At 75.3% G+C, this 23,835-nt stretch carries 1 protein-coding gene; it reads left to right on the top strand.

Translation table 11 applies throughout. From position 1 onward, the window contains the following. The first annotated feature begins 211 nt into the window (after window positions 1-211). Entirely contained in the window at window positions 212-23,821 is a 23,610-nt protein-coding gene (locus tag HDA31_RS31815; RefSeq protein ID WP_178064080.1) for a type I polyketide synthase, read from the top strand. The last annotated feature ends 14 nt before the right edge of the window (window positions 23,822-23,835 follow it).

Raw genomic sequence — 23,835 nt, 5'->3', positions numbered from 1 at the left:
CCGGCCGCATCCTGCGGATATCCGCCCGCCGGAGGGTGCCGCGCGGGGGCTGAATGAGGGGTCCCGTAGGGGTTGGGCCGTCGTAGCGCGCTCAGTACCGTCCACTCACGGTGAGGGTCGGATACCGGTGATTCCCAGGGCCGGCGGTGCGGTGGTGGCTTCCTCAGTGTTCGGCGGAATCGATCGGTAGCAAGCTCCGGGCGGGTGGGTCATGGCGGACGAAGTGAAGCTCCTCGAACACCTCAAGTGGGTGACCACCGAGCTCCGCCAGGCGCACCGACGCCTGCGGGAACTGGAGAGCGCCGAACCCGAACCGATCGCCGTCGTCGCGATGGCGTGCCGGTTCCCCGGCGGCGTCGGCTCCCCCGAGGACCTGTGGGACCTCGTGGCCGCCGGCACCGACGCGACCGGCCCGTTCCCCACCGACCGGGGCTGGGACCTGGCCCGGCTGTACGACCCGGACCCCGACCACCCCGGCACCTCGTACAGCGACCGGGGCGGGTTCCTCGACGACGCCGGCCACTTCGACCCGACCCTGTTCGGCATCTCCCCCCGCGAGGCCCTCGCGATGGACCCGCAGCAGCGGCTGCTGCTGGAGACCACCTGGGAGGTGTTCGAACGCGCCGGCATCGACGCCGGGTCGCTGCGCGGCAGCCGTACCGGCGTGTTCGTCGGCACCGCCGGGCAGGACTACGCCTCCGTGCTGCGCCGCCTCCCCGAGGGCGCCGAAGGCTACGTGCTGACCGGCACCGCCGCCAGCGTCATCTCCGGCCGGCTCGCCTACTCGTTCGGCCTGGAGGGGCCGGCCGTCACCGTCGACACCGCCTGCTCGTCGTCGCTGGTCGCGCTGCACCTCGCCGGTCAGGCCCTGCGCGACGGCGAGTGCACCCTCGCCGTGGCCGGCGGCGTCAGCGTGATGGCCACCCCCGGCGGGTTCGTCGAGTTCTCCCGCCAGCGGGGGCTGGCCGCCGACGGCCGGTGCAAGGCGTTCTCCGCCGACGCCGACGGCACCGGCTGGGCCGAGGGCGTCGGCATGGTGCTCGTCGAGCGGTTGTCCGACGCCCGCCGCAACGGCCACCCCGTGCTCGCCGTCATCCGGGGCAGCGCCGTCAACTCCGACGGGGCCAGCAGCGGCCTCACCGCGCCGAACGGCCCCGCCCAGCAGCGCGTCATCCGGCAGGCCCTCGACAACGCCGGGCTCACGCCGGCGGACGTGGACGTCGTCGAGGCGCACGGCACCGGCACCCGGCTCGGCGACCCGATCGAGGCGCAGGCGCTCCTCGCGACGTACGGCAGGGACCGGCCCGCCGACCGGCCACTCTGGCTCGGCTCGCTGAAGTCGAACCTCGGCCACACCCAGGCCGCCGCCGGGGTCGCCGGTGTGATCAAGATGGTGCTCGCCATGCGGCACGGGCTGCTGCCGGCGACCCTGCACGCCGACGAGCCCACGCCGCACGTCGACTGGACCGGCGGCGCGGTCGCCCTGCTCACCCGGGCCCGCCCGTGGACCGACGACGCCGGGCGGCCCCGCCGCGCCGCCGTCTCCGCCTTCGGCATGAGCGGCACCAACGCCCACCTCGTCCTGGAACAGGCCCCGCCGCCCGAGCCCGCCACCGCAGCCGAGGCCCCCGTCCGGGACCTGCCGGCGGTGCCGGTGCTGCTCTCCGCCGCGCACCCCGCCGCCCTCGCCGCGCAGGCGGGCCGCTGGGCGGCCTGGCTGGACGCCGACCCCGACGCCCGTCCTCTGGACGTGGGGTGGTCGTCGGTCACCGCCCGGGCCGCTCTGGACAGCCGCGCCGTGGTGGCGGCCACGGGCCGGGACGACCTCCTCGCCGGGCTGCGCGCCCTGGCGGCGGGCGAGCCGTCCGGCGCGGTCGTCGCCGGCCGCGCCGCAGACCGGGGTCCGCTCGCGGTGCTGTTCTCCGGTCAGGGTGCGCAGCGGGCCGGGATGGGTCGGGAGTTGTCTGCGGCGTTCCCGGTGTTCGCGTCGGTGTTGGACGAGGTGTGCGGGCACCTGGACCGCGGGCTGCCGCAGCCGCTGCGGCCGGTGTTGTTCGCGGAGGCGGGCACACCGGAGGCCGAGCTGCTGGATTCGACGGTGTTTACGCAGGCGGGGTTGTTCGCGGTCGAGGTGGCGCTGTTCCGCCTGGTGGAGTCGTTCGGTGTGGTGCCGGACTTTGTGGGTGGGCATTCGGTTGGTGAGATCGTCGCGGCGTATGTGGCGGGGGTGTTGTCGCTGGAGCATGCGTGTGCCCTGGTGGTGGCGCGGGGTCGCCTGATGCAGGGGTTGCCGGCGGGTGGCGGGATGTTGGCGGTCAACGCGGCCGAGGCGGACGTGTTGGCGTCGCTGGACGGGCTGTCCGATCGGGTGGGCATCGCGGCGGTGAACGGCCCGACTTCTGTTGTCGTGTCGGGTGCGGTGGACGCCCTGGACCAGGTGGAGCAGGCGTGGCGGGGTCGGGGGGTGCGGACGCGTCGGTTGGCGGTGAGTCACGCGTTCCACAGCCCGCTGATGGAGCCGATGCTGGAGAAGTTCCGGGCGTTGCTCGGTCGGTTGACGTTCTCCGCGCCGGTGCTGCCGTTGGTGTCGAACGTGACCGGCGAGCTGGCCGAGCCCGACGAGGTTCGTAGTGTCGACTACTGGGTGCGGCATGTGCGGGAGGCGGTGCGGTTCGCCGACGGGGTGGCGGCGTTGCGGGCGGCCGGGGTGGACACGTTCCTGGAGGTCGGCCCGCAGAGCGTGTTGACGGCGTTGACGGCGGACGCCGTGCCTGACGGCGGGGACGTGTTGGCGGTGGCTGCCCAGCGTCGGGATCGGCCGGAGGTGTCGGCTCTGCTGGCCGCGCTGGCGGAGTTGCACGTCAACGGGGTGTCGGTGGGGTGGCGGTCGTGGTTCGCCGACACCGGCGCGTCCCGGGTGGACCTGCCGACGTACGCGTTCCAGCGGGAGCGGTTCTGGCCCGAGGTGGGTACGTGGCAGGTGGGCGATGTGTCGGCCGCGGGCCTGGGCGTGGCGGGGCATCCGCTGCTCGGCGCGGCGGTGCGCCTGGCCGGTGACGACGAGGTGGTGCTGACCGGTCGGTTGTCGGTGTCGTCGCATCCGTGGTTGGCCGATCACGTTGTCGCGGGTGCGGTGGTGGTGCCGGGTGCGGCTCTGGTGGAGTTGGTGGTGCGGGCGGGCGACGAGGTGGGTGCGTCGCGGGTGCGGGAGTTGACGATCGCCGCGCCGCTGACGTTGCCGGCCTCTGAGGCGGTGCGGGTGCAGGTGCGCGTCGGTGCGGCCGACGAGTCCGGTGCCCGTGAGGTGACGGTGCACGCCCAGCCCGACGACGAGCCGGACGCGGAGTGGGTGCGGCACGCCGAGGGCGTGCTGGAGCCGGCCGCCGCCGAGGAGCCAACCGTCGGTGTGTGGCCGCCCGCCGGGGCGACCGAGGCGGAACTGGCCGGCTGGTATCCGGCGTTCGCGGAGCACGGCCTGGCGTACGGGCCGGTGTTCCAGGGGCTGCGTCGGGTGTGGACCGGCACCGACGGCGACGTGTACGCCGAGGTGGCCCTGCCCGACGAGGCGGCGGCCGACGCGACCGGCTTCGGGGTGCACCCGGCGTTGCTGGACGCCGCCCTGCACCCGATCGGCCTGCTCGACGCCGGCACCGGCACCGGGCCTCGGGTGCCGTTCGCGTTCACCGGTGTGCAGGTGCACGCCGCCGGTGCCCGCGCGCTGCGGGTGCGGTTGAGCCGCGCCGGTTCCGGCGTGCGGCTCGTCGCGGTCGACGGCTCCGGGTCGCCGGTGGTCTCCGTCGACTCCCTCGTCCTGCGGGAGATGGGCACCGCCCCGGCCCCGAGTGCGGCCGACCGGTCCCTGTTCGAGGTGACCTGGCACGCCGAGGACGTGACCCCGGCCGCCGACGTGTCCGGCGCGGTGGCGCTCGGCGAGGTCGCCCCGCCCGAGGTGCCCGCGTACGCGGACGTGCCGGCGCTGGTGGCGGCGGTGGAGGCGGGGCGGCCCGCTCCGGCTTTCGTGTTGCTGCCCGTCGGCGCTGCGGGGGCCGCTGTGCCGGACGCGGTGCGGGATGTCGTCGCGGGTGTGTTGGGTGTGGTGCAGGGGTGGCTTGCCGCCGGTCTGCTTGCGGGTTCGCGGTTGGTGGTGGTGACCCGGGGTGCCGTGGTGGCGGGGGACGAGGACCGGGTGTCCGATCTGGCGGGTGCGGCGGTGTGGGGTCTGCTGCGTTCGGCGCAGTCGGAGCACCCCGACCGCATCGTGCTGGCCGACCTCGACGGTCCGTTGGACGCCGACGCGGTGGCGCTGCTCGCGGCGGTGGCCGCCGACCCCGCCCCCACCGGCGGCCAACTCGCCGTCCGCGGGGGCGCGGTGCGCGTACCCCGGTTGACGCGGCTGACCGGCGACGAGCTGACGCCCCCGGCGACGGGCCTCTGGCACCTCGCGCCCGTCGCCCCCGGCACGATCGACGGCGTCGACCTGGTCGCCGCCCCGGCCGCGAAGCTGGGGGCCGGGCAGGTCCGCATCGCCGTACGCGCCACCGGCGTGAACTTCCGCGACGTCCTCATCGCACTCGGCATGTATCCGGACGCGGCGGCCCGGATGGGCAGCGAGGGCGCGGGCGTCGTGCTGGAGGTCGGCCCCGGCGTCGACGGGCTCGCGCCCGGCGACCGGGTGTTCGGCATGTTCGAGCCGGGCTTCGGCCCGCAGGTCGTCGCCGAGCGGCAGCGGGTGGCCCGGATCCCCGCCGGCTGGTCCTACGCCGAGGCCGCCTCCGTCCCGCTGGTCTTCCTGACGGCGTATTACGCGTTGCGTGATCTGGCGGGGTTGCGGGCTGGCGAGTCTGTCCTGGTCCACTCGGGTGCGGGTGGCGTCGGCATGGCGGCGATCCAGCTCGCGCACCACTTCGGCGCGACGGTCTACGCGACGGCGAGTCCCGGCAAGTGGGGGGCGTTGCGGGAGTTGGGGGTGGCTCCGGGGCGGATCGGGTCGTCGCGGTCGACGGAGTTCGAGCAGGTGTTCGCGTCCGCCTCCGGTGGTGCCGGGGTGGATGTGGTCCTCGACGCCCTTGCGGGTGAGTTCGTGGACGCGTCGTTGCGGTTGTTGCCGCGTGGTGGCCGGTTCGTCGAGATGGGCAAGACCGACGTGCGGGACGCCGCGGTGGTGGCGGCGGAGCATCCGGGGGTCGCCTACCGGGCGTTCGACCTGAACGAGGCGGGCAGCGAGCGCATCGGGCAGATGCTCGGCGAGCTGCTGGCGTTGTTCGAGCAGGGTGTGTTGTCGCCGTTGCCGGTGCGGGTGTGGGACGTGCGGCAGGCCCGGCAGGCGTTGCGGCACCTGAGTCAGGCTCGGCATGTGGGCAAGGTGGTGCTGACGGTTCCGGCCGCGGTGGACCCGGACGGCACGACCCTGGTGACGGGTGCGTCGGGTGCCCTGGCCGGGGTGGTGGCGCGGCATCTGGTCGCCTCGGGTCAGGCTCGTCGGTTGGTGTTGGCGTCGCGTCGGTTGCCGGTGGAGGGTTCCGACTATGCGGCGTTGGTGGCGGAGCTGACGGGGGCGGGTGCTCAGGTCACGGCCGTGTCGGTGGATGTTGCCGATGCGGGGCAGGTGGCGGGCCTGGTGGCCGGGATCGATCCGGCGCACCCTCTGACGGCCGTGGTGCACTGCGCGGGGGTCCTCGCCGACTCGGTCGTCACGTCCCTGTCCGCCGACGGCGTGGCTGCGGTGTTGCGGCCGAAGGTGGACGGTGCGTGGGCGTTGCACGAGGCGACGGCGGATCTGGATCTGTCGGCGTTCGTGGTGTTCTCGTCGATCGCGGCGACGTTGGGTTCGCCGGGTCAGGGCAACTACGCGGCGGCCAACGCGTTCCTCGACGCCCTCGCCCAGCACCGCCGCGCCATCGGGCTGCCGGCGACCAGCATCGGCTGGGGCATGTGGGCCACCACCAGCGCCATGACCGCCCACCTCGACCGCGACGACGCGCAGCGCCTGCGGCGGCTCGGCATGACGGGCCTCACCGCCGCCGAGGGCGCGGCCCTGCTCGACGCGGCCACCGCCAGGGCCCTGCCCGCGATCGCGGCGGCCCGCCTCCGCATCACCGGGGACGCCGCCCAGGTCCCGCCGATCCTGCGGCTGCTCGCCCGCGCCGGCGGACGCCGCCAGGCGGGCGGCGTGACCGGCGGCACCGGCACCTCCTGGGCGGACCGCCTCGCCGGTCTCGCCCCCGACGAGGCGCGTCGGTTGTTGGTGGATCTGGTGTGTGGTCAGGCGGCGGCGGTGTTGGGGCATGCGTCGGCGCAGGCGGTTGCGGGTGGTCGGGCGTTCAAGGAGCTCGGGTTCGATTCGTTGACGTCGGTGGAGTTGCGTAACCGGTTGGCGTCGGCGACGGGGTTGCGGTTGACGGCGACGTTGGTGTTCGACTATCCGACGCCGGAGCGCCTCGCCGAGCACCTGCACGAGCGGCTGGGCGAGACGCCCGCCGCCGCGCCGGCTGCCGCCCGCGCCGCCGGCCCGGCGGGCACCGACGAGCCCATCGCCATCGTCGGGATGGCCTGCCGGTTCCCGGGTGGGGTGTCGAGTCCGGAGCAGTTGTGGGACCTGGTGGCGTCGGGTGGGGATGCGATCGGTGGGTTCCCGGGGGACCGGGGTTGGGACCTGGATGCGTTGTATGACCCGGATGCGGATCGGGCGGGGACGTCGACGACGCGGCAGGGTGGTTTCCTGTACGAGGCGGCGGAGTTCGACCCGGGGTTCTTCGGGATCTCGCCGCGTGAGGCCCTGGCGATGGATCCGCAGCAGCGGTTGCTGCTGGAGACGTCGTGGGAGGCGTTCGAACACGCCGGCATCGACCCCGCCACCGGCCACGGCACCAGCACCGGCGTCTTCATCGGCGCCGCCTCCTCCGGCTACGCCGCCACCGGCAGCGACGGCCTCGAAGGGCTCGAAGGGCACCTGCTCACCGGCACCGCCGGCAGCGTCGCCTCCGGCCGGGTCGCCTACACCTTCGGCTTCGAGGGCCCGGCCGTCACCGTCGACACGGCGTGCTCGTCGTCCCTGGTCGCCCTGCACCTCGCCGCGCAGGCGCTGCGCTCCGGCGAATGCGACATGGCCCTCGCCGGGGGCGTCGCGTTGATGGCCCAGCCGGGCATGTTCTCCGAGTTCTCCCGCCAGGGCGGCCTCGCCCCCGACGGCCGGTGCAAGGCGTTCGCCGCGTCCGCCGACGGCACCGGCTGGGGCGAGGGCGTCGGCATCCTCCTCGTCGAGCGACTCTCCGACGCCCGGCGACGCGGCCACCGGGTCCTCGCCGTCCTCCGGGGCAGCGCCGTCAACTCCGACGGCGCGTCCAACGGGCTGACCGCGCCGAACGGGCCGTCGCAGCAGCGGGTGATCCGGCAGGCCCTCGCCAACGCCCGCCTGACCCCGGCCGAGGTGGACGCCGTCGAGGCGCACGGCACCGGCACGACCCTGGGCGACCCGATCGAGGCGCAGGCGCTGCTGGCCACCTACGGGCAGGACCGGCCCGCCGACCGGCCGCTGCTGCTCGGGTCGATCAAGTCCAACATCGGGCACACCCAGGCCGCCGCCGGCGTCGCCGGGGTGATCAAGATGGTCATGGCGATGCGGCACGGGCTCGTCCCGGCGACCCTGCACGTCGACGACCCGTCCCCGCACATCGACTGGACCTCCGGCGCCGTCACCCTCACCACCGACGCCGCGCCCTGGCCGGCCGTCGACCGGCCCCGCCGCGCCGCCGTGTCCTCCTTCGGCATCAGCGGCACCAACGCCCACGCCATCATCGAGCAGGCCCCCGCCGACGCCCCGACGCCCCGCCCCGAACGCCCGGCGACGCCGCCGCCCGGCCTGGTCGCCGCCGACGCCGTACCGCTGCTCGTGTCGGCCCGCAGCGCCCGCGCCCTGCGCGACCAGGCGGCCCGGCTGCGGGCCCACCTCGACGGCGACCCGGCCCTCGACCTCGTCGACCTCGCGTACTCGCTCGCCACCGGCCGCGCCCACCACCCGTACCGGCAGGTCACCGTGGCCGCCGACCGGGACTCCGCGCTGGCCGGGCTCGCCGCGGTCGCCGAGGCCGACCACCACGCCGGCAGCCCCGACGGTACGCCGAAGGTCGTCTTCGTCTTCCCCGGCCAGGGCTCCCAGTGGGCCGGGATGGCCCTCGACCTCCTGGCGTCCTCGCCGGTCTTCCGGGACCGGATGGACCAGTGCGCGGCGGAACTGTCCCGCCTGGTCGACTGGCACCCCGAGGACGTCCTGCGCGGCGCACCCGACGCCCCGCCGATGGACCGGGTGGACGTCGTCCAGCCGCTCCTGTTCTCCGTCATGGTCTCCCTCGCCGAGGTGTGGAAGGCGTGCGGCGTCCGGCCCGACGCCGTCATCGGCCACTCGCAGGGCGAGATCGCCGCCGCCTGCGCCGCCGGGGCGCTCACCCTGCCCGACGCGATGCGGCTCGTCGTCGCCCGCAGCCGGGGCCTGCTCGCCATCTCCGGGCTGGGCGGCATGGTGTCCGTGCCGCTGTCCGCCGCCGACACCGAACAGCTCATCGCGCCCTGGGCCGGTGCCCTGTCCGTCGCCGCCGTCAACGGCGCGGCCGTCACCGTCGTGTCCGGCGACGCCGGCCCCGTCGACGAACTGCTCGCCACCTGCACCGAGCGCGGCATCCGGGCCCGCCGGATCGCCGTGGACTACGCGTCGCACTGCGGGCACGTCGAGGCCGTCCGCGAGGACCTGGCCGCGGCGCTCGGCACGATCGAGGCCCACCCCACCGAGGTGGCCTTCCACTCCACCGTCACCGGCGAACCCCTCGACATCACCGCGCTGGACGCCGACTACTGGTACCGGAACCTGCGCGAACCGGTGCGCCTCGCCCCCGTCGTGGACGCGCTGATCGCCGCCGGCTACCGCACGTTCGTCGAGGTCAGCCCCCACCCCGTGCTCAAGGTGGTGGTGCAGGACGCGCTCGACCGGGCCGACGGCGTCCAGCCCGGCGTCGTGGTCGGTTCGCTGCGCCGCGACGAGCACGGCCCCCGCCAGCTCCTCGCCGCGCTCGGCGACCTGCACACGGCCGGCGTGCCGGTCGACTGGGCCGCCGTCCTCGCCGACACCGGCGCGTCCCGGGTGGATCTGCCGACGTACGCGTTCCAGCGGGAGCGGTTCTGGCCCGAGGCGGGCACGTGGCAGGTGGGCGATGTGTCGGCTGCGGGCCTGGGCGTGGCGGGGCATCCGCTGTTGGGTGCGGCGGTGCGCCTGGCCGGTGACGACGAGGTGGTGTTGTCGGGTCGGTTGTCGGTGTCGTCGCATCCGTGGTTGGCCGATCACGTGGTTGCCGGTGCGGTGGTGGTGCCGGGTGCGGCTCTGGTGGAGTTGGTGGTGCGGGCGGGCGACGAGGTGGGTGCGTCGCGGGTGCGGGAGTTGACGATCGCCGCGCCGTTGACGTTGCCGGCCTCCGAGGCGGTGCGGGTGCAGGTGCGGGTCGGTGCGGCCGACGGTGCTGGTGCCCGTGAGGTGACGGTGCACGCCCAGCCCGGCGAGGATGCGGACGCGGAGTGGGTGCGGCACGCCGATGGGGTGCTGGAGCCGGCGGTGGCCGAGGAGCCGGTGGTGGGGCAGTGGCCGCCGGTCGGCGCGTCCGAGGTGGACCTGTCCGGTTGGTACGACGCGCTCGTCGGGCACGGGCTGGCGTACGGGCCGGTGTTCCAGGGGCTGCGCCGGGTGTGGACCGGCACCGGCGGCGACGTGTACGCCGAGGTGGCCCTGCCCGACGACGTCGCCGAGAGCGCCGGCCGGTTCGGGGTGCACCCGGCGTTGCTGGACGCCGCCCTGCACCCGATCGGATTGCTGTCGGAGCAGGAGACGTCGGGGCCCCGGGTGCCGTTCGCGTTCAGCGGTGTGCAGGTGCACGCCGCCGGTGCGTCGGTGTTGCGGGTGCGGTTGAGCCGTGCCGGTTCCGGGGTGCGGCTGGTCGCGGTCGACGGGTCCGGGTCGCCGGTCGTCTCGGTCGACTCCCTCGTCCTGCGGGAACTGACCGGCGTCGCCGCGCCCAGCGCCGCCGACCGGTCGGTGTTCGAACTCACCTGGCGCGCCGAGGACGTGACCCCGGCCGCCGACGTGTCGGGCGCGGTGGCGCTCGGCGAGGTGGCCCTTCCGGACGTGTCGGCGTACCCGGACGTGGCGGCCCTGGTGGCGGCCGTCGAGGCGGGCCGGCCCGCGCCGGGCCTCGTCCTGCTGCCCGTCGGCCCGGGCGCGGCCGGCGATGCCGGCTCCGCCCCGGACCGGGTCCCCGGGAGCACCCCGGGCCAGCCCTCCGGCGACGACCTGCCCGGCCTGGTCCGGGCCGCGACGGCGGACGCCCTCGGGGCCGTCCAGGCGTGGCTGGCCGCCGACGCCCTCGCCGACACGAAGCTGGCCGTGACGACCCGCGACGCCGTGGCGGTCCTGCCCGGCGACCGGGTGACCGACCTGGCGGGTGCGGCGGTGTGGGGTCTGCTGCGTTCGGCGCAGTCGGAGCACCCCGACCGCATCGTGCTGGCCGACCTCGACGGTCCGTTGGACGCCGACGCGGTGGCGCTGCTCGCGGCGGTGGCCGCCGACCCGGCCCCCACCGGCGGCCAGCTCGCCGTCCGGGCCGGCACCGTCCTCACGCCCCGGGTCACCCGGCCCGCCGGTGACGCCCTCACCCCGCAGGGCGACCTGTGGCACGTGGCCGCCGTCGCCCCCGGCACGCTCGACGGCGTCGACCTGCTGCCCGACACCGCCCAGCCCCTCGCCCCGGGCCAGGTCCGCATCGCCGTGCGGGCGGCCGGGGTGAACTTCCGGGACGTGTTGATCGCGTTGGGGATGTATCCGGATCCGTCGGCGGTGATGGGTAGTGAGGGTGCGGGTGTGGTGCTGGAGGTCGGCCCGGGTGTCGACGATCTGGTGCCGGGTGATCGGGTGTTCGGGTTGTTCGAGCCTGGTTTTGGGCCGCAGGTGGTGGCGCAGCGGTTGCGGGTGGCGCGGGTGCCGTCGGGGTGGTCGTTTGTCGAGGCGGCGTCGGTGCCGGTGGTGTTCCTGACGGCGTACTACGCGTTGCGTGATCTGGCGGGGTTGCGGGCTGGCGAGTCTGTCCTGGTCCACTCGGGTGCGGGTGGCGTCGGGATGGCGGCGATCCAGCTCGCGCACCACTTCGGCGCGACGGTCTATGCGACGGCGAGTCCCGGCAAGTGGGGGACCCTGCGGGAGTTGGGGGTGGCTCCGGGGCGGATCGGTTCGTCGCGGTCGACGGAGTTCGAGCAGGTGTTCTCCTCGGCGTCGGGTGGCGCTGGTGTGGATGTGGTCCTCGACGCCCTTGCGGGTGAGTTCGTGGACGCGTCGTTGCGGTTGTTGCCGCGTGGCGGCCGGTTCGTCGAGATGGGCAAGACCGACGTACGCGACCCGGAACTGGTCGCCCGCCAACACCCCGGCGTGACGTACCAGGCGTTCGAGCTAAACGCCGCAGGCGGCGAACGCATCGGGCAGATGCTGGGCGAGCTGTTGGCGTTGTTCGAGAGTGGTGTGTTGCGGCCGTTGCCGGTGCGGGTGTGGGATGTGCGGCAGGTCCGGCAGGCGTTGCGGCACCTGAGTCAGGCTCGGCATGTGGGCAAGGTGGTGCTGACGGTTCCGGTCGCGGTGGACCCGGACGGCACGACCCTGGTGACGGGTGCGTCGGGTGCTCTGGCCGGGGTGGTGGCGCGGCATCTGGTGGCGTCGGGTCAGGCTCGTCGGTTGGTGTTGGCGTCGCGTCGGTTGCCGGTGGAGGGTTCCGACTATGCGGCGTTGGTGGCGGAGCTGACGGATGCCGGTGCGCAGGTCACGGCCGTGTCGGTGGACGTGGCCGATGCGGGGCAGGTGGCGGGCCTGGTGGCCGGGATCGATCCGGCGCATCCGTTGACGGCGGTGGTGCACACGGCGGGGGTGATCGCCGACGCGACGATCGGGTCGCTTACCGCTGACGGCGTGGACGCGGTGTTGCGGCCGAAGGTGGACGGTGCGTGGGCGTTGCACGAGGCGACCGCGCACCTGGATCTGTCGGCGTTCGTGGTGTTCTCGTCGATCGCGGCGACGTTGGGTTCGCCGGGTCAGGGCAACTACGCGGCGGCCAACGCGTTCCTCGACGCCCTCGCCCAGCACCGCCGCGCCATCGGGCTGCCGGCGACCAGCCTCGCCTGGGGGCTCTGGGCCACCACCAGCGCCATGACCGCCCACCTCGACGCCACCGAGCACCGGCGCGCCATCCGCGCCGGCAGCGCCCCGCTCACCGACGCCGAGGGGCTCGCGCTCCTCGACGCCGCGCAGCGGCACGGCGGCGCGCACCTCGTACTCATGAAGGTGCCGGCGGCCACGGGCGGACCGGTCCCCGCGCTGCTGCGCGACCTCGTGCGCCAGCCCCACGCCCGACGGCGGGCGGCGACCCGGGCCGCCGCCGACCTGTCGCTGGGCGAGCGGCTCGCCGCCCTCAGCCCCGCCGAACGACGCGGCCAGCTCCTCGACCTCGTCGCCGGTGCCGCGGCCGCCGTGCTCGGCCACCGCTCCGCCGACACCGTCGACCCGCAGCGGCCGTTCAAGGAACTCGGCTTCGACTCGCTCACCTCCGTCGAGCTGCGCAACCGGCTCGCCGCCGCCACCGGGCTGCGGCTGCCCGCCACCGTCGCCTTCGACTACCCGACGCCCGCCGTGCTCGCCGACTTCCTCGACCGGGAGGTCGGCGGCCGGGCCGCCCCCGCGCCGGCCCCCGCCGCTGCCGCCGCGACCGGCGTCGACGAGCCCATCGCGATCGTCGGCATGGCCTGCCGCTTCCCCGGCGACGTGCGCACCCCCGAACAACTGTGGGACCTCGTCACCGCCGGCGCGGACGTCATCGCGCCCTTCCCCACCGACCGGGGCTGGGACCTCGCCGACCTGAGCGGCGACGCCGGTGCCGACACGGCCACCCCGCAGCGCGGCGGGTTCCTCTACGACGCCGCCGACTTCGACGCCGCCTTCTTCGGCATCTCGCCCCGCGAGGCGCTCGCCATGGACCCGCAGCAGCGGCTGCTGCTGGAAACGTCGTGGGAGGCGTTCGAACGGGCCGGCATCGACCCGCTGACCGCCCGGGGCAGCAGCACCGGCGTCTACGTCGGCCTCATCTACCACGACTACGCCGGCAAGGCCCTCGGCACGTCCGACGAGCTCGACGGGTACGTCGGCAACGGCAGCGCCGGCAGCGTCGCCTCCGGCCGCATCTCCTACCTGTTCGGCCTCGAAGGCCCCGCCGTCACCGTCGACACCGCCTGCTCGTCGTCGCTGGTCGCCCTGCACCTGGCCGCCCAGGCGCTGCGGCAGAACGAGTGCCAGCTCGCCCTGGCCGGCGGGGTCAGCGTCATGTCCACCCCCGGCATGCTCGCCGAGTTCTCCCGCCAGCGCGGCCTGTCGCCCGACGGGCGGTGCCGGGCGTTCGGCGCGGGCGCCAACGGCACCGGCTTCGCCGAGGGCGTCGGCATGCTGCTGCTGGAACGGCTCTCCGACGCCCAACGCAACGGCCACCGCGTCCTCGCCGTCGTCCGGGGCAGCGCCGTCAACCAGGACGGGGCCAGCAGCGGCCTCACCGCCCCCAACGGGCCGGCGCAGCAGCGCGTCATCCGGCAGGCCCTCGCCAACGCCCGCCTGACTGCGGCCGACGTGGACGCCGTCGAGGCCCACGGCACCGGCACGGCGCTCGGCGACCCCATCGAGGCGCAGGCGCTGCTGGCCACGTACGGGCAGGACCGGCCCGTCGACCGGCCGCTGCTGCTCGGCTCGATCAAGTCGAACATCGGCCACGCCCAGGCCGCCGCCGGCGTCGCCGGGGTGATCAAGATGGTCATGGCGATGCGGCACGGCCAGCTCCCCGCCACCCTGCACGTCGACACCCCGTCGGAGCACATCGACTGGTCGGCCGGGGCCGTCTCGCTGCTCGCCGAGCCGCGTCCCTGGCCCGAGGTGGACCGGCCCCGCCGCGCCGCCGTGTCGTCGTTTGGCATCTCCGGCACCAACGTCCACACCATCCTGGAAGCGGCCCCCGAGGCGACGCCCGCGCCGACCGTGACCGTCCCGGCCGCCGTCACCACCGGCGACCTCACCACGCCCTGCGTGCTCTCCGCCCGCACCGGCGACGCCCTGGCCGAACAGGCCCGCCGGCTGCGCGACTGGCTGGGGGAGAACCCGGCCGTCGGCCTGCCCGACCTCGGTCACGCCCTCGCCACCGGCCGGTCCGCGTTCGAACACCGCGCGGTGCTGCTGCCCCGCGACCGGCAGAGCCTCCTCGCCGGCCTGGCCGCCGTCGCCGCCGACGAGCCGTCGTCCGTCGTCGTCCGGGGCACCGTCCGGCCCGGCCGGCTCGCCGTCCTCTTCTCCGGCCAGGGCGCGCAACGCCCTGGCATGGGCCGGGAGGCGTACGGGGCGTTCCCCGCGTTCGCCGCCGCGCTCGACGACGCCTGCCGACACCTCGACCCGCTGCTGCCCCGCCCGCTGCGCGACGTGCTGTTCGCCACCGAAGGCTCCCCCGACGCGGAGCTGCTCGACCAGACGGTGTTCACCCAGGCCGGCCTCTTCGCCGTCGAGGTGGCCCTCTATCGCCTCGTCGAGTCGTTCGGGGTCGTCCCCGACCTCGTCGGCGGCCACTCCGTCGGCGAGATCACCGCCGCGCACGTCGCCGGGGTGCTGTCCCTCGCCGACGCCTGCGCGCTGGTCGCCGCCCGGGGCCGGCTCATGCAGGCGCTGCCCGCCGGGGGCGGCATGCTCGCCGTCGCCGCCGCCGAAGCCGACGTCCGCGCCTCCATCGAGGGCCTGACCGACCGGCTCGGCATCGCCGCCGTCAACGGGCCGGCGGCCGTCGTCGTCTCCGGCGCCGCCGACGCCCTCGACGCCGTCGAGGCCGACTGGCGGAACCGGGGCGTACGCACCCGCCGGCTGCGGGTCAGCCACGCCTTCCACAGCCCGCTCATGGAACCGATGCTCGCCGGTTTCCGGGCCGTCCTCGACGGGCTCACCTTCCAGCCGCCGACGCTGCCCGTCGTGTCCAACCTGACCGGCGTCGCCGCCGACTCGGACGAGCTGTGCGACCCCGGGTACTGGGTGCGGCACGTCCGGGAGGCCGTCCGCTTCGCCGACGGGATCGCCTACCTGCGGCAGCGCCACGTCGGCACGTACCTTGAGGTCGGGCCCGACGGGGTGCTCGCCGGCATGATCTCCGACTGCCTCGCCGGCGACGCGGACCCCACCGCCGGGCCGGTGGTCGTGCCGACCCTGCGCCGGGGACGCACCGAGGCGTCCGCGCTGCTCGCGGCCCTCGCCGAGGCGTACGCGGCCGGCGTGCCCGTCGACTGGGCCGCCCTCACCGGCGGCGGCACGGCCGTGCGCCCGCTGGACCTGCCGACGTACCCGTTCCAGCGGCAGCGGTACTGGCCCGACGCGGCGGCCTGGCGGGCCGGCGACGTGTCCGGTGCCGGGCTCGCCGCCCCGGGGCACCCGCTGCTCGGCGCGGCGGTGCGCCTGGCCGGTGACGACGAGGCGGTGCTGACCGGTCGGCTGTCGGTGTCGACGCATCCGTGGTTGGCCGACCACGTCGTCTCCGGTGCGGTGGTGGTGCCGGGTGCGGCTCTGGTCGAGCTTGTGGTGCGGGCGGGCGACGAGGTGGGCGCGTCGCGGGTGCGGGAGCTGACCATCGCCGCGCCGCTGACCCTCCCGGTCTCCGGTGGGGTGCGGGTGCAGGTGCGCGTCGGCGCGGCCGACGACACCGGCGGCCGGGACGTGGCCGTGTATGCCCAGCCCGACGAGGACGCGGACGCGGAGTGGGTCCGGCACGCGGATGGCGTGCTGGAGCCGGCCGTCGCCGAGGAACCGACCGTGGGGGCGTGGCCGCCGGTCGGCATGTCCGAGGTGGACCTGTCCGGTTGGTACGACGCGCTCGTCGGGCACGGGCTGGCGTACGGGCCGGTGTTCCAGGGGCTGCGCCGGGTGTGGACGGGCGACGGCGAGCTGTGTGCCGAGGTGGCCCTGCCGGAGTCGGCGGCGGACGCGTCCGCGTTCGGGGTGCACCCGGCGTTGCTTGACGCCGCGCTGCACCCGATCGGCCTGCTCGACGCCGGCACCGGCACCGGGCCTCGGGTGCCGTTCGCGTTCACCGGTGTGCAGGTGCACGCCGCCGGTGCCCGCGCGCTGCGGGTGCGGTTGAGCCGCGCCGGTTCCGGCGTGCGGCTCGTCGCGGTCGACGGCTCCGGGTCGCCGGTGGTCTCCGTCGACTCCCTCGTCCTGCGGGAGATGGGCACCGCCCCGGCCCCGAGTGCGGCCGACCGGTCCCTGTTCGAGGTGACCTGGCACGCCGAGGACGTGACCCCGGCCGCCGACGTGTCCGGCGCGGTGGCGCTCGGCGAGGTCGCCCCGCCCGAGGTGCCCGCGTACGCGGACGTGCCGGCGCTGGTGGCGGCGGTGGAGGCGGGGCGGCCCGCTCCGGCTTTCGTGTTGCTGCCCGTCGGCGCTGCGGGGGCCGCTGTGCCGGACGCGGTGCGGGATGTCGTCGCGGGTGTGTTGGGTGTGGTGCAGGGGTGGCTTGCCGCTGATCTGCTTGCGGGTTCGCGGTTGGTGGTGGTGACCCGGGGTGCCGTGGTGGCGGGGGACGAGGACCGGGTGTCCGATCTGGCGGGTGCGGCGGTGTGGGGTCTGCTGCGTTCGGCGCAGTCGGAGCACCCCGACCGCATCGTGCTCGCCGACACCGACGAGGCCGTCGGCCCGCAGGCGCTCGCCGTCCTGGCGACCGTCGCGGCCGACCCGTCCACCGTCGGCGGCCAGCTCGCGCTGCGGGGCGACGCGGTGTGCGTACCCCGGCTCGTGCGCCAGCCGGGCGCGGAGCTGACCCCGCCGGCGGACCGTGCGTGGCACGTCGCCGCCGCGCGCCCCGGCACGCTCGACGGCGTCGAGATCGTCGCCGCCGCCCCGGCCGCCCTCGCGCCCGGCGAGGTCCGCATCGCGGTACGCGCCACCGGCGTGAACTTCCGGGACGTGTTGATCGCGCTCGGGATGTATCCGGATCCGTCGGCGGTGATGGGTAGTGAGGGTGCGGGTGTGGTGCTGGAGGTCGGGCCGGGTGTGGATGATCTGAGCCCGGGTGATCGGGTGTTCGGGTTGTTTGAGCCTGGTTTTGGGCCGGAGGTGGTGGCGCAGCGGTTGCGGGTGGCGCGGGTGCCGTCGGGGTGGTCGTTTGTCGAGGCGGCGTCGGTGCCGGTGGTGTTCCTGACGGCGTACTACGCGTTGCACGATCTGGCTGGTCTGCGCTCCGGTGAGTCTGTCCTGGTCCACTCGGGTGCGGGTGGCGTCGGCATGGCGGCGATCCAGCTCGCGCACCACTTCGGCGCGACCGTCTACGCGACTGCCAGTCCCGGCAAGTGGGGGACCCTGCGGGAGTTGGGGGTGGCTCCGGGGCGGATCGGGTCGTCGCGGTCGACGGAGTTCGAGGCGGTGTTCTCCTCGGCGTCGGGTGGTGCCGGGGTGGATGTGGTCCTCGACGCTCTTGCGGGTGAGTTCGTGGATGCGTCGTTGCGGTTGTTGCCGCGTGGTGGCCGGTTCGTCGAGATGGGCAAGACCGACGTACGGGACGCCGCCGTGGTGGCGGCGGAGCATCCGGGGGTCGCCTACCGGGCGTTCGACCTGAACGAGGCCGGCGGCGAACGCATCGGGCAGATGCTCGGCGAGCTGTTGGCGTTGTTCGAGCAGGGTGTGTTGTCGCCGTTGCCGGTGCGGGTGTGGGACGTGCGGCAGGCGCGGCAGGCGCTGCGGCACCTGAGCCAGGCCAGGCACGTGGGCAAGGTGGTGCTGACCGTGCCGGTGCCCGCCGATGGTGAGGGCACGACGCTGGTGACGGGCGCGTCGGGCACCCTGGCCGGGGTGGTGGCGCGGCATCTGGTGGCGTCGGGTCAGGCTCGTCGGTTGGTGTTGGCGTCGCGTCGGTTGCCGGTGGAGGGTTCCGACTATGCGGCGTTGGTGGCGGAGCTGACGGATGCCGGTGCGCAGGTCACGGCCGTGTCGGTGGACATGGCCGATGCGGGGCAGGTGGCGGCCCTGGTCGCCGGGATCGATCCGGCGCATCCGTTGACGGCGGTGGTGCACACGGCGGGGGTGATCGCCGACGCGACGATCGGCTCTCTCACCGCCGACGGCGTGGCCACGGTGCTGCGGCCGAAGGTCGACGGTGCGTGGGCGTTGCACGAGGCGACCGCGCACCTGGATCTGTCGGCGTTCGTGGTGTTCTCGTCGATCGCGGCGACGTTGGGTTCGCCGGGTCAGGGCAACTACGCGGCGGCCAACGCGTTCCTCGACGCCCTCGCCCAGCACCGCCGCGCCATCGGGCTGCCGGCGACCAGCATCGGCTGGGGCATGTGGGCCACGGGCGGGATGACCGCCCAGCTCGGCGCCGACGACCGGCAGCGCCTGGGCCGACTCGGCATGACGGGCCTCACCGCCGACGAGGGTGCCGCCCTCCTCGACGCCGCCACCGCCGGGCCCCGGGCGGCGGTGGTCGCCGCCCGGCTGCGGATCACCGGCGACGCCGGCCAGGTCCCGCCGATCGTCCGGCTGCTGGCCCGGACCGGGCCGCGCCGCCAGGCACGCACCGGGCAGGCCGGGGCCGGCACGGGGTGGTCCGAGCGGCTGGTCGGGCTTTCGCAGGACGAGGCGCGTCGGTTGTTGGTGGATCTGGTGTGTGGTCAGGCGGCGGCGGTGTTGGGGCATGCGTCGGCGCAGGCGGTTGCGGGTGGTCGGGCGTTCAAGGAGCTCGGGTTCGACTCGTTGACGTCGGTGGAGTTGCGTAACCGGTTGGCGTCGGCGACGGGGTTGCGGTTGACGGCGACGTTGGTGTTCGACTATCCGACGCCGGAACGCCTCGCCGAGCACCTGCACGAGCAGCTCGGCCACTCCGCCGCCCCGACCGCCACCACCCGTGCCGTCGCCCGGGACGACGACGACCCGATCGCGATCATCGGCATGTCGTGTCGGTTCCCGGGTGGGGTGTCGAGTCCGGAGCAGTTGTGGGACCTGGTGGCGTCGGGTGGGGATGCGATCGGTGGGTTCCCGGGGGACCGGGGTTGGGACCTGGATGCGTTGTATGACCCGGATGCGGATCGGGCGGGGACGTCGACGACGCGGCAGGGTGGTTTCCTGTACGAGGCGGCGGAGTTCGACCCGGGGTTCTTCGGGATCTCGCCGCGTGAGGCCCTGGCGATGGATCCGCAGCAGCGGTTGCTGCTGGAGACGTCGTGGGAGGCGTTCGAGCACGCCGGCATCGACCCGCGCCACACGAAGGCCACCACCGGCGTCTTCGCCGGCCTGATCCACCACGACTACGCGGGCCGCCTGGAAGCCTCGGCGGAACTGGAGGGGTACCTCGTCAACGGCACCGCCGGCAGCGTCGCCTCCGGCCGGGTCGCGTACGTCTTCGGCCTGGAGGGGCCGGCGGTCACCGTCGACACGGCGTGCTCGTCGTCCCTGGTCGCGCTGCATCTGGCGGCGCAGGCGCTGCGTTCCGGCGAGTGCGACCTGGCCCTGGCCGGCGGCGTCACCGTCATGGCCACGCCGAGCGCGTTCGTCGGCTTCTCCCGGCAGCGCGGCCTGTCCCCTGACGGGCGGTGCAAGTCGTTCGCGGCCGCTGCCGACGGGACGGGTTGGTCGGAGGGTGTGGGCATGCTGCTCGTCGAGCGGTTGTCGGACGCCCGCCGCAACGGGCACCGGGTTCTCGCCGTGGTGCGGGGGACGGCCGTCAACCAGGACGGTGCGTCGAACGGCCTTACCGCCCCGAACGGGCCGTCGCAGCAGCGGGTGATCCGGCAGGCCCTCGCCAACGCCCGGCTGTCCACTGCCGACGTGGACGCCGTCGAGGCGCACGGCACCGGCACGACCCTCGGTGATCCGATCGAGGCGCAGGCGCTGCTGGCGACCTACGGGCAGGACCGGCCCGCCGACCGGCCGCTGCTGCTCGGGTCGATCAAGTCGAACATGGGTCACACGCAGGCGGCGGCCGGTGTCGCCGGGATCATCAAGATGGTGCTGGCGATGCGGCACGGGGTGGTGCCGCCCACCCTGCACGTGGACGAGCCGTCCCCGCATGTCGACTGGGCTGCGGGTGCGGTTGCGCTGGCGACCGAGGCGACGCCGTGGCCTGCCGTGGGTCGGCCGCGTCGGGCGGCGGTGTCGTCGTTCGGGATCTCCGGGACGAACGCGCATGTGATCATCGAGCAGCCTCCGGTGGAGGTTGTCGAGGGTGTGGTGGTGGAGCGGGTGACGCCGCCGGTGGTGCCGGTGCTGCTGTCCGCCCGCACGGATGCGGCGTTGGCTGGTCAGGCGGGCCGGTGGGCCCGCTGGTTGGCCGGTGACGAGTCGCTTGCCGCCGTCGATGTGGCCTGGTCGTCGGTGACGACGCGCCCGGCGTTGGAGCAGCGGGCGGTGGTGACGGCCGCCGGGCGCGCCGAACTGCTGGCCGCGTTGCGGGCCCTGGCGGCGGGAGAGCCGTCCGGGGCCGTGGTGGTCGGTACCCCGGATCAGCGCGGTCAGCTCGCGGTCCTCTTCTCGGGTCAGGGCGCGCAGCGTGCCGGGATGGGTCGGGAGTTGTCCGAGGCGTTCCCGGTGTTCGCGTCGGCGTTGGACGAGGTGTGCGCCGAGCTGGATCCGTTGCTGCCGCAGCCGCTGAAGCCGGTGCTGTTCGCGGAGGCGGGCACGCCCGAGGCGGCGTTGCTGGATCAGACGGTCTTCACGCAGGCGGGCCTGTTCGCGGTCGAGGTGGCGTTGTTCCGGCTTGTCGAGTCGTTCGGGGTGGTGCCGGACTTCGTGGGCGGGCACTCGGTCGGTGAGATCACCGCAGCGCACGTGGCGGGGGTGTTGTCGCTGGCGGACGCGTGTGCGCTGGTGGCCGCCCGGGGTCGGTTGATGCAGGCGTTGCCGACCGGGGGCGGGATGCTGGCGGTCAACGACGCCGAGGAGTCGGTGGCGGAGTCCATCGCCGGTCGGGTCGACGTCGGGATCGCGGCCGTGAACGGCCCGTCGGCCGTGGTCGTCTCCGGTGCGGTCGAGGCCCTCGACGAGGTCGAGCAGCTCTGGCAGGACCGGGGTGCGCGCACCCGCCGGCTCACGGTGAGTCACGCGTTCCACAGCCCGTTGATGGAGCCGATGCTGGCCGAGTTCCGGGCGACCCTGGAGACGCTCGCCTTCGCCGCGCCGTTGCTGCCGGTGGTGTCGAACCTGACCGGGGCCCTGGCCGACGCCGACGAGATCCGCACCCCGGACTACTGGGTGCGGCACGTCCGCGAGGCCGTGCGGTTCGCCGACGGGGTGACCGTGCTGCGGAAGGCCGGCGTGGACACGTTCCTGGAGATCGGCCCGCAGAGTGTGCTGACCGCCCTGGCCGCCGACGTGCTGCCGGGTGACGAGGGTGTGCTGACGGTCGCCGCCCAGCGCCGGGACCGGCCCGAGGCGACCGCCCTGCTGGCTGCCCTGGCGGAGCTGCACGTCAACGGGGTGCCGGTGTCGTGGCGGCAGTGGTTCGCCGGCACGGGCGCGTCCCGCATCGACCTGCCGACGTATGCGTTCCAGCACCAGCGGTTCTGGCCGGAGGCTCTGCCCCGCCCCCGCAAGGACGCCGACGGTGGTGGGGACGCGGAGTTCTGGGCGGCGGTCGAACGCGGCGACCTGACCGCCCTCGCCACCCAACTCGGCGACGACACCGCCCTCGACGCCCTCGCCCCGGCCCTGCCCGCCCTCACCACCTGGCGACGGGCCCGCACCCGGGACGCGGCGGTGAACGGTTGGTCGTACCAGGTCGGGTGGCGGCGGATCGACCCGGGCGACCCGCCGGTGGCGGCCGGCGGCTGGCTGCTCGTCGGGCCCGACGGCGACACCGCCGACGACGTCGCCGCCGCGCTCGCCTCGGCCGGCGCGGACGTGCGGCGGCTGCCCGCCGACCCGGCCACCGCCACCCGGGGCGGCCTGGCCCGGCGGCTCACCGCCGCGCTCGCCGACGGGCCCGTCACCGGCGTCGTCTCCCTGCTCGGCCTGGCCGACGACCCGCACCCGCAGCACCCGGCCGTGCCCGTCGGCACGGCGGCCACGCTGGCGCTGGCGCAGGCCCTGCACGACACCGGGGCGACCACGGCCCTGTGGTGCGTGACGCGGGGCGCAGTCGGCACCGGCGACGGCGACGCCGTCCGCAGCGCCGCCCAGGGCGGACTGTGGGGCCTCGGCCGCGTCGCCGGCCTGGAGCTGCCGCAGCTCCGGGTCGGCCTGCTCGACCTGCCCGCCGCCGAAGCCGACCCCGCTGCCCGCGTCGACCCCGCCGGCAGCGCCGCCCGCGTCGACCCCGCCCGGATCGCGGCGGCCCTCACCGCCGCCGGCGACGAGGACCAGCTCGCCGTGCGGCCCACCGGCGTGTACGCGCGCCGGCTGACCCGGGCCACCCCCGCCGACGCGGCGGCGGCCGACCGGTGGCGGCCCTCCGGCACCGTGCTCGTCACCGGCGGCACCGGCGCGCTCGGCGCGCACGTGGCCCGCTGGGCCGCCGGCAACGGGGCCGAACACCTGGTGCTGACCAGCCGGCGCGGCGAGGACGCGCCGGGCGCGGCGGAGCTGCGCGACGAGCTGACCGCCCTCGGCGTACGGGTCACCGTCGCCGCCTGCGACGTGGCCGACCGGGACGCGGTCGCCGCGCTGCTCGCCCGCGTCGACGCCGACCCGTCCCCGCTGACCGCCGTGGTGCACGCCGCCGGCCTCAACGACGTGGCCCCGCTCGTCGACACCGACCTCGGCCGGCTCGCCGGGGTGCTGACCGGCAAGGCCGCCGGGGCGGCGCACCTCGACGAGCTGCTCGGCGACCGGCCGCTCGACGCGTTCGTGCTGTTCGCGTCCATCGCCGGGATCTGGGGCAGCGGCGGGCAGGCCGGCTACGCGGCCGGCAACGCCTGGCTCGACGCGCTCGCCGAGCGCCGCCGCGCCCGGGGGCTCGCCGCCACCTCCGTGGCGTGGGGGCCGTGGGCCGACGGCGGGATGGCCACCGACGACGCCCAGCGGGAACTGGCCCGGCGCGGGCTGCGGGCGATGTCCCCGGCCGACGCCGTGCACGCCCTGCGGGTCGCCGTCGGGCGCGGGCGGGCCTGCCTCACCGTCGCCGACGTCGACTGGGCGACGTTCGCCCCGGCGTACGCGTCGGCGCGGCCCCGGCCGCTGCTGGCCGACCTGCCCGAGGCGCGGCCCGCCGAACGCCCCGACGACGATGCCGCGCCGGCCGACGGCGGGCAGGCCCTGCGGGACCGGCTGCGCGCCCTGCCCCGCGACGAGCAGGACCGGCACCTCACCGACCTGGTCCGCGCGGAGGCCGCCGCCGTCCTCGGCCATCCCGGCCCGGAGCGGGTCAAGCCGCGGCGGGCGTTCAAGGAGCTCGGCTTCGACTCGCTGACCGCCGTGGAGCTGCGCAACCGGCTCACCCGGGCCACCGGCCTGCCCCTGCCCACCACGCTCGTCTTCGACCACCCCGACCCGGCCGCCGTGGCCGACCACCTGCTCACCGCGCTGGTCCCCGAGGCACACCGGGAGGAGGCGGCCGACCCGGCCGAGACGGCGGTGCGTCAGGCCCTGGCCACCATCCCGCTGGCCCGCATCCGCGAGGCCGGTCTCCTCGACCTGCTGCTCAAGCTCACCGACGGCGACGACACCGAGCCCGCCCCCGGCGGCGGGGACGTCGACATCGACGAGATGGACGCCGACACCCTCATCAGGCTGGCGCTCGACGGCTCCGAGTCCTGACCTTGGCCCACGTA

It is taken from the genome of Micromonospora carbonacea (genome assembly GCF_014205165.1).
Taxonomy (GTDB): domain Bacteria; phylum Actinomycetota; class Actinomycetes; order Mycobacteriales; family Micromonosporaceae; genus Micromonospora; species Micromonospora carbonacea.
The sequence above is the reverse complement of the archived record's forward strand: the minus strand, read 5'-3'. Positions and strand labels throughout refer to the sequence as shown.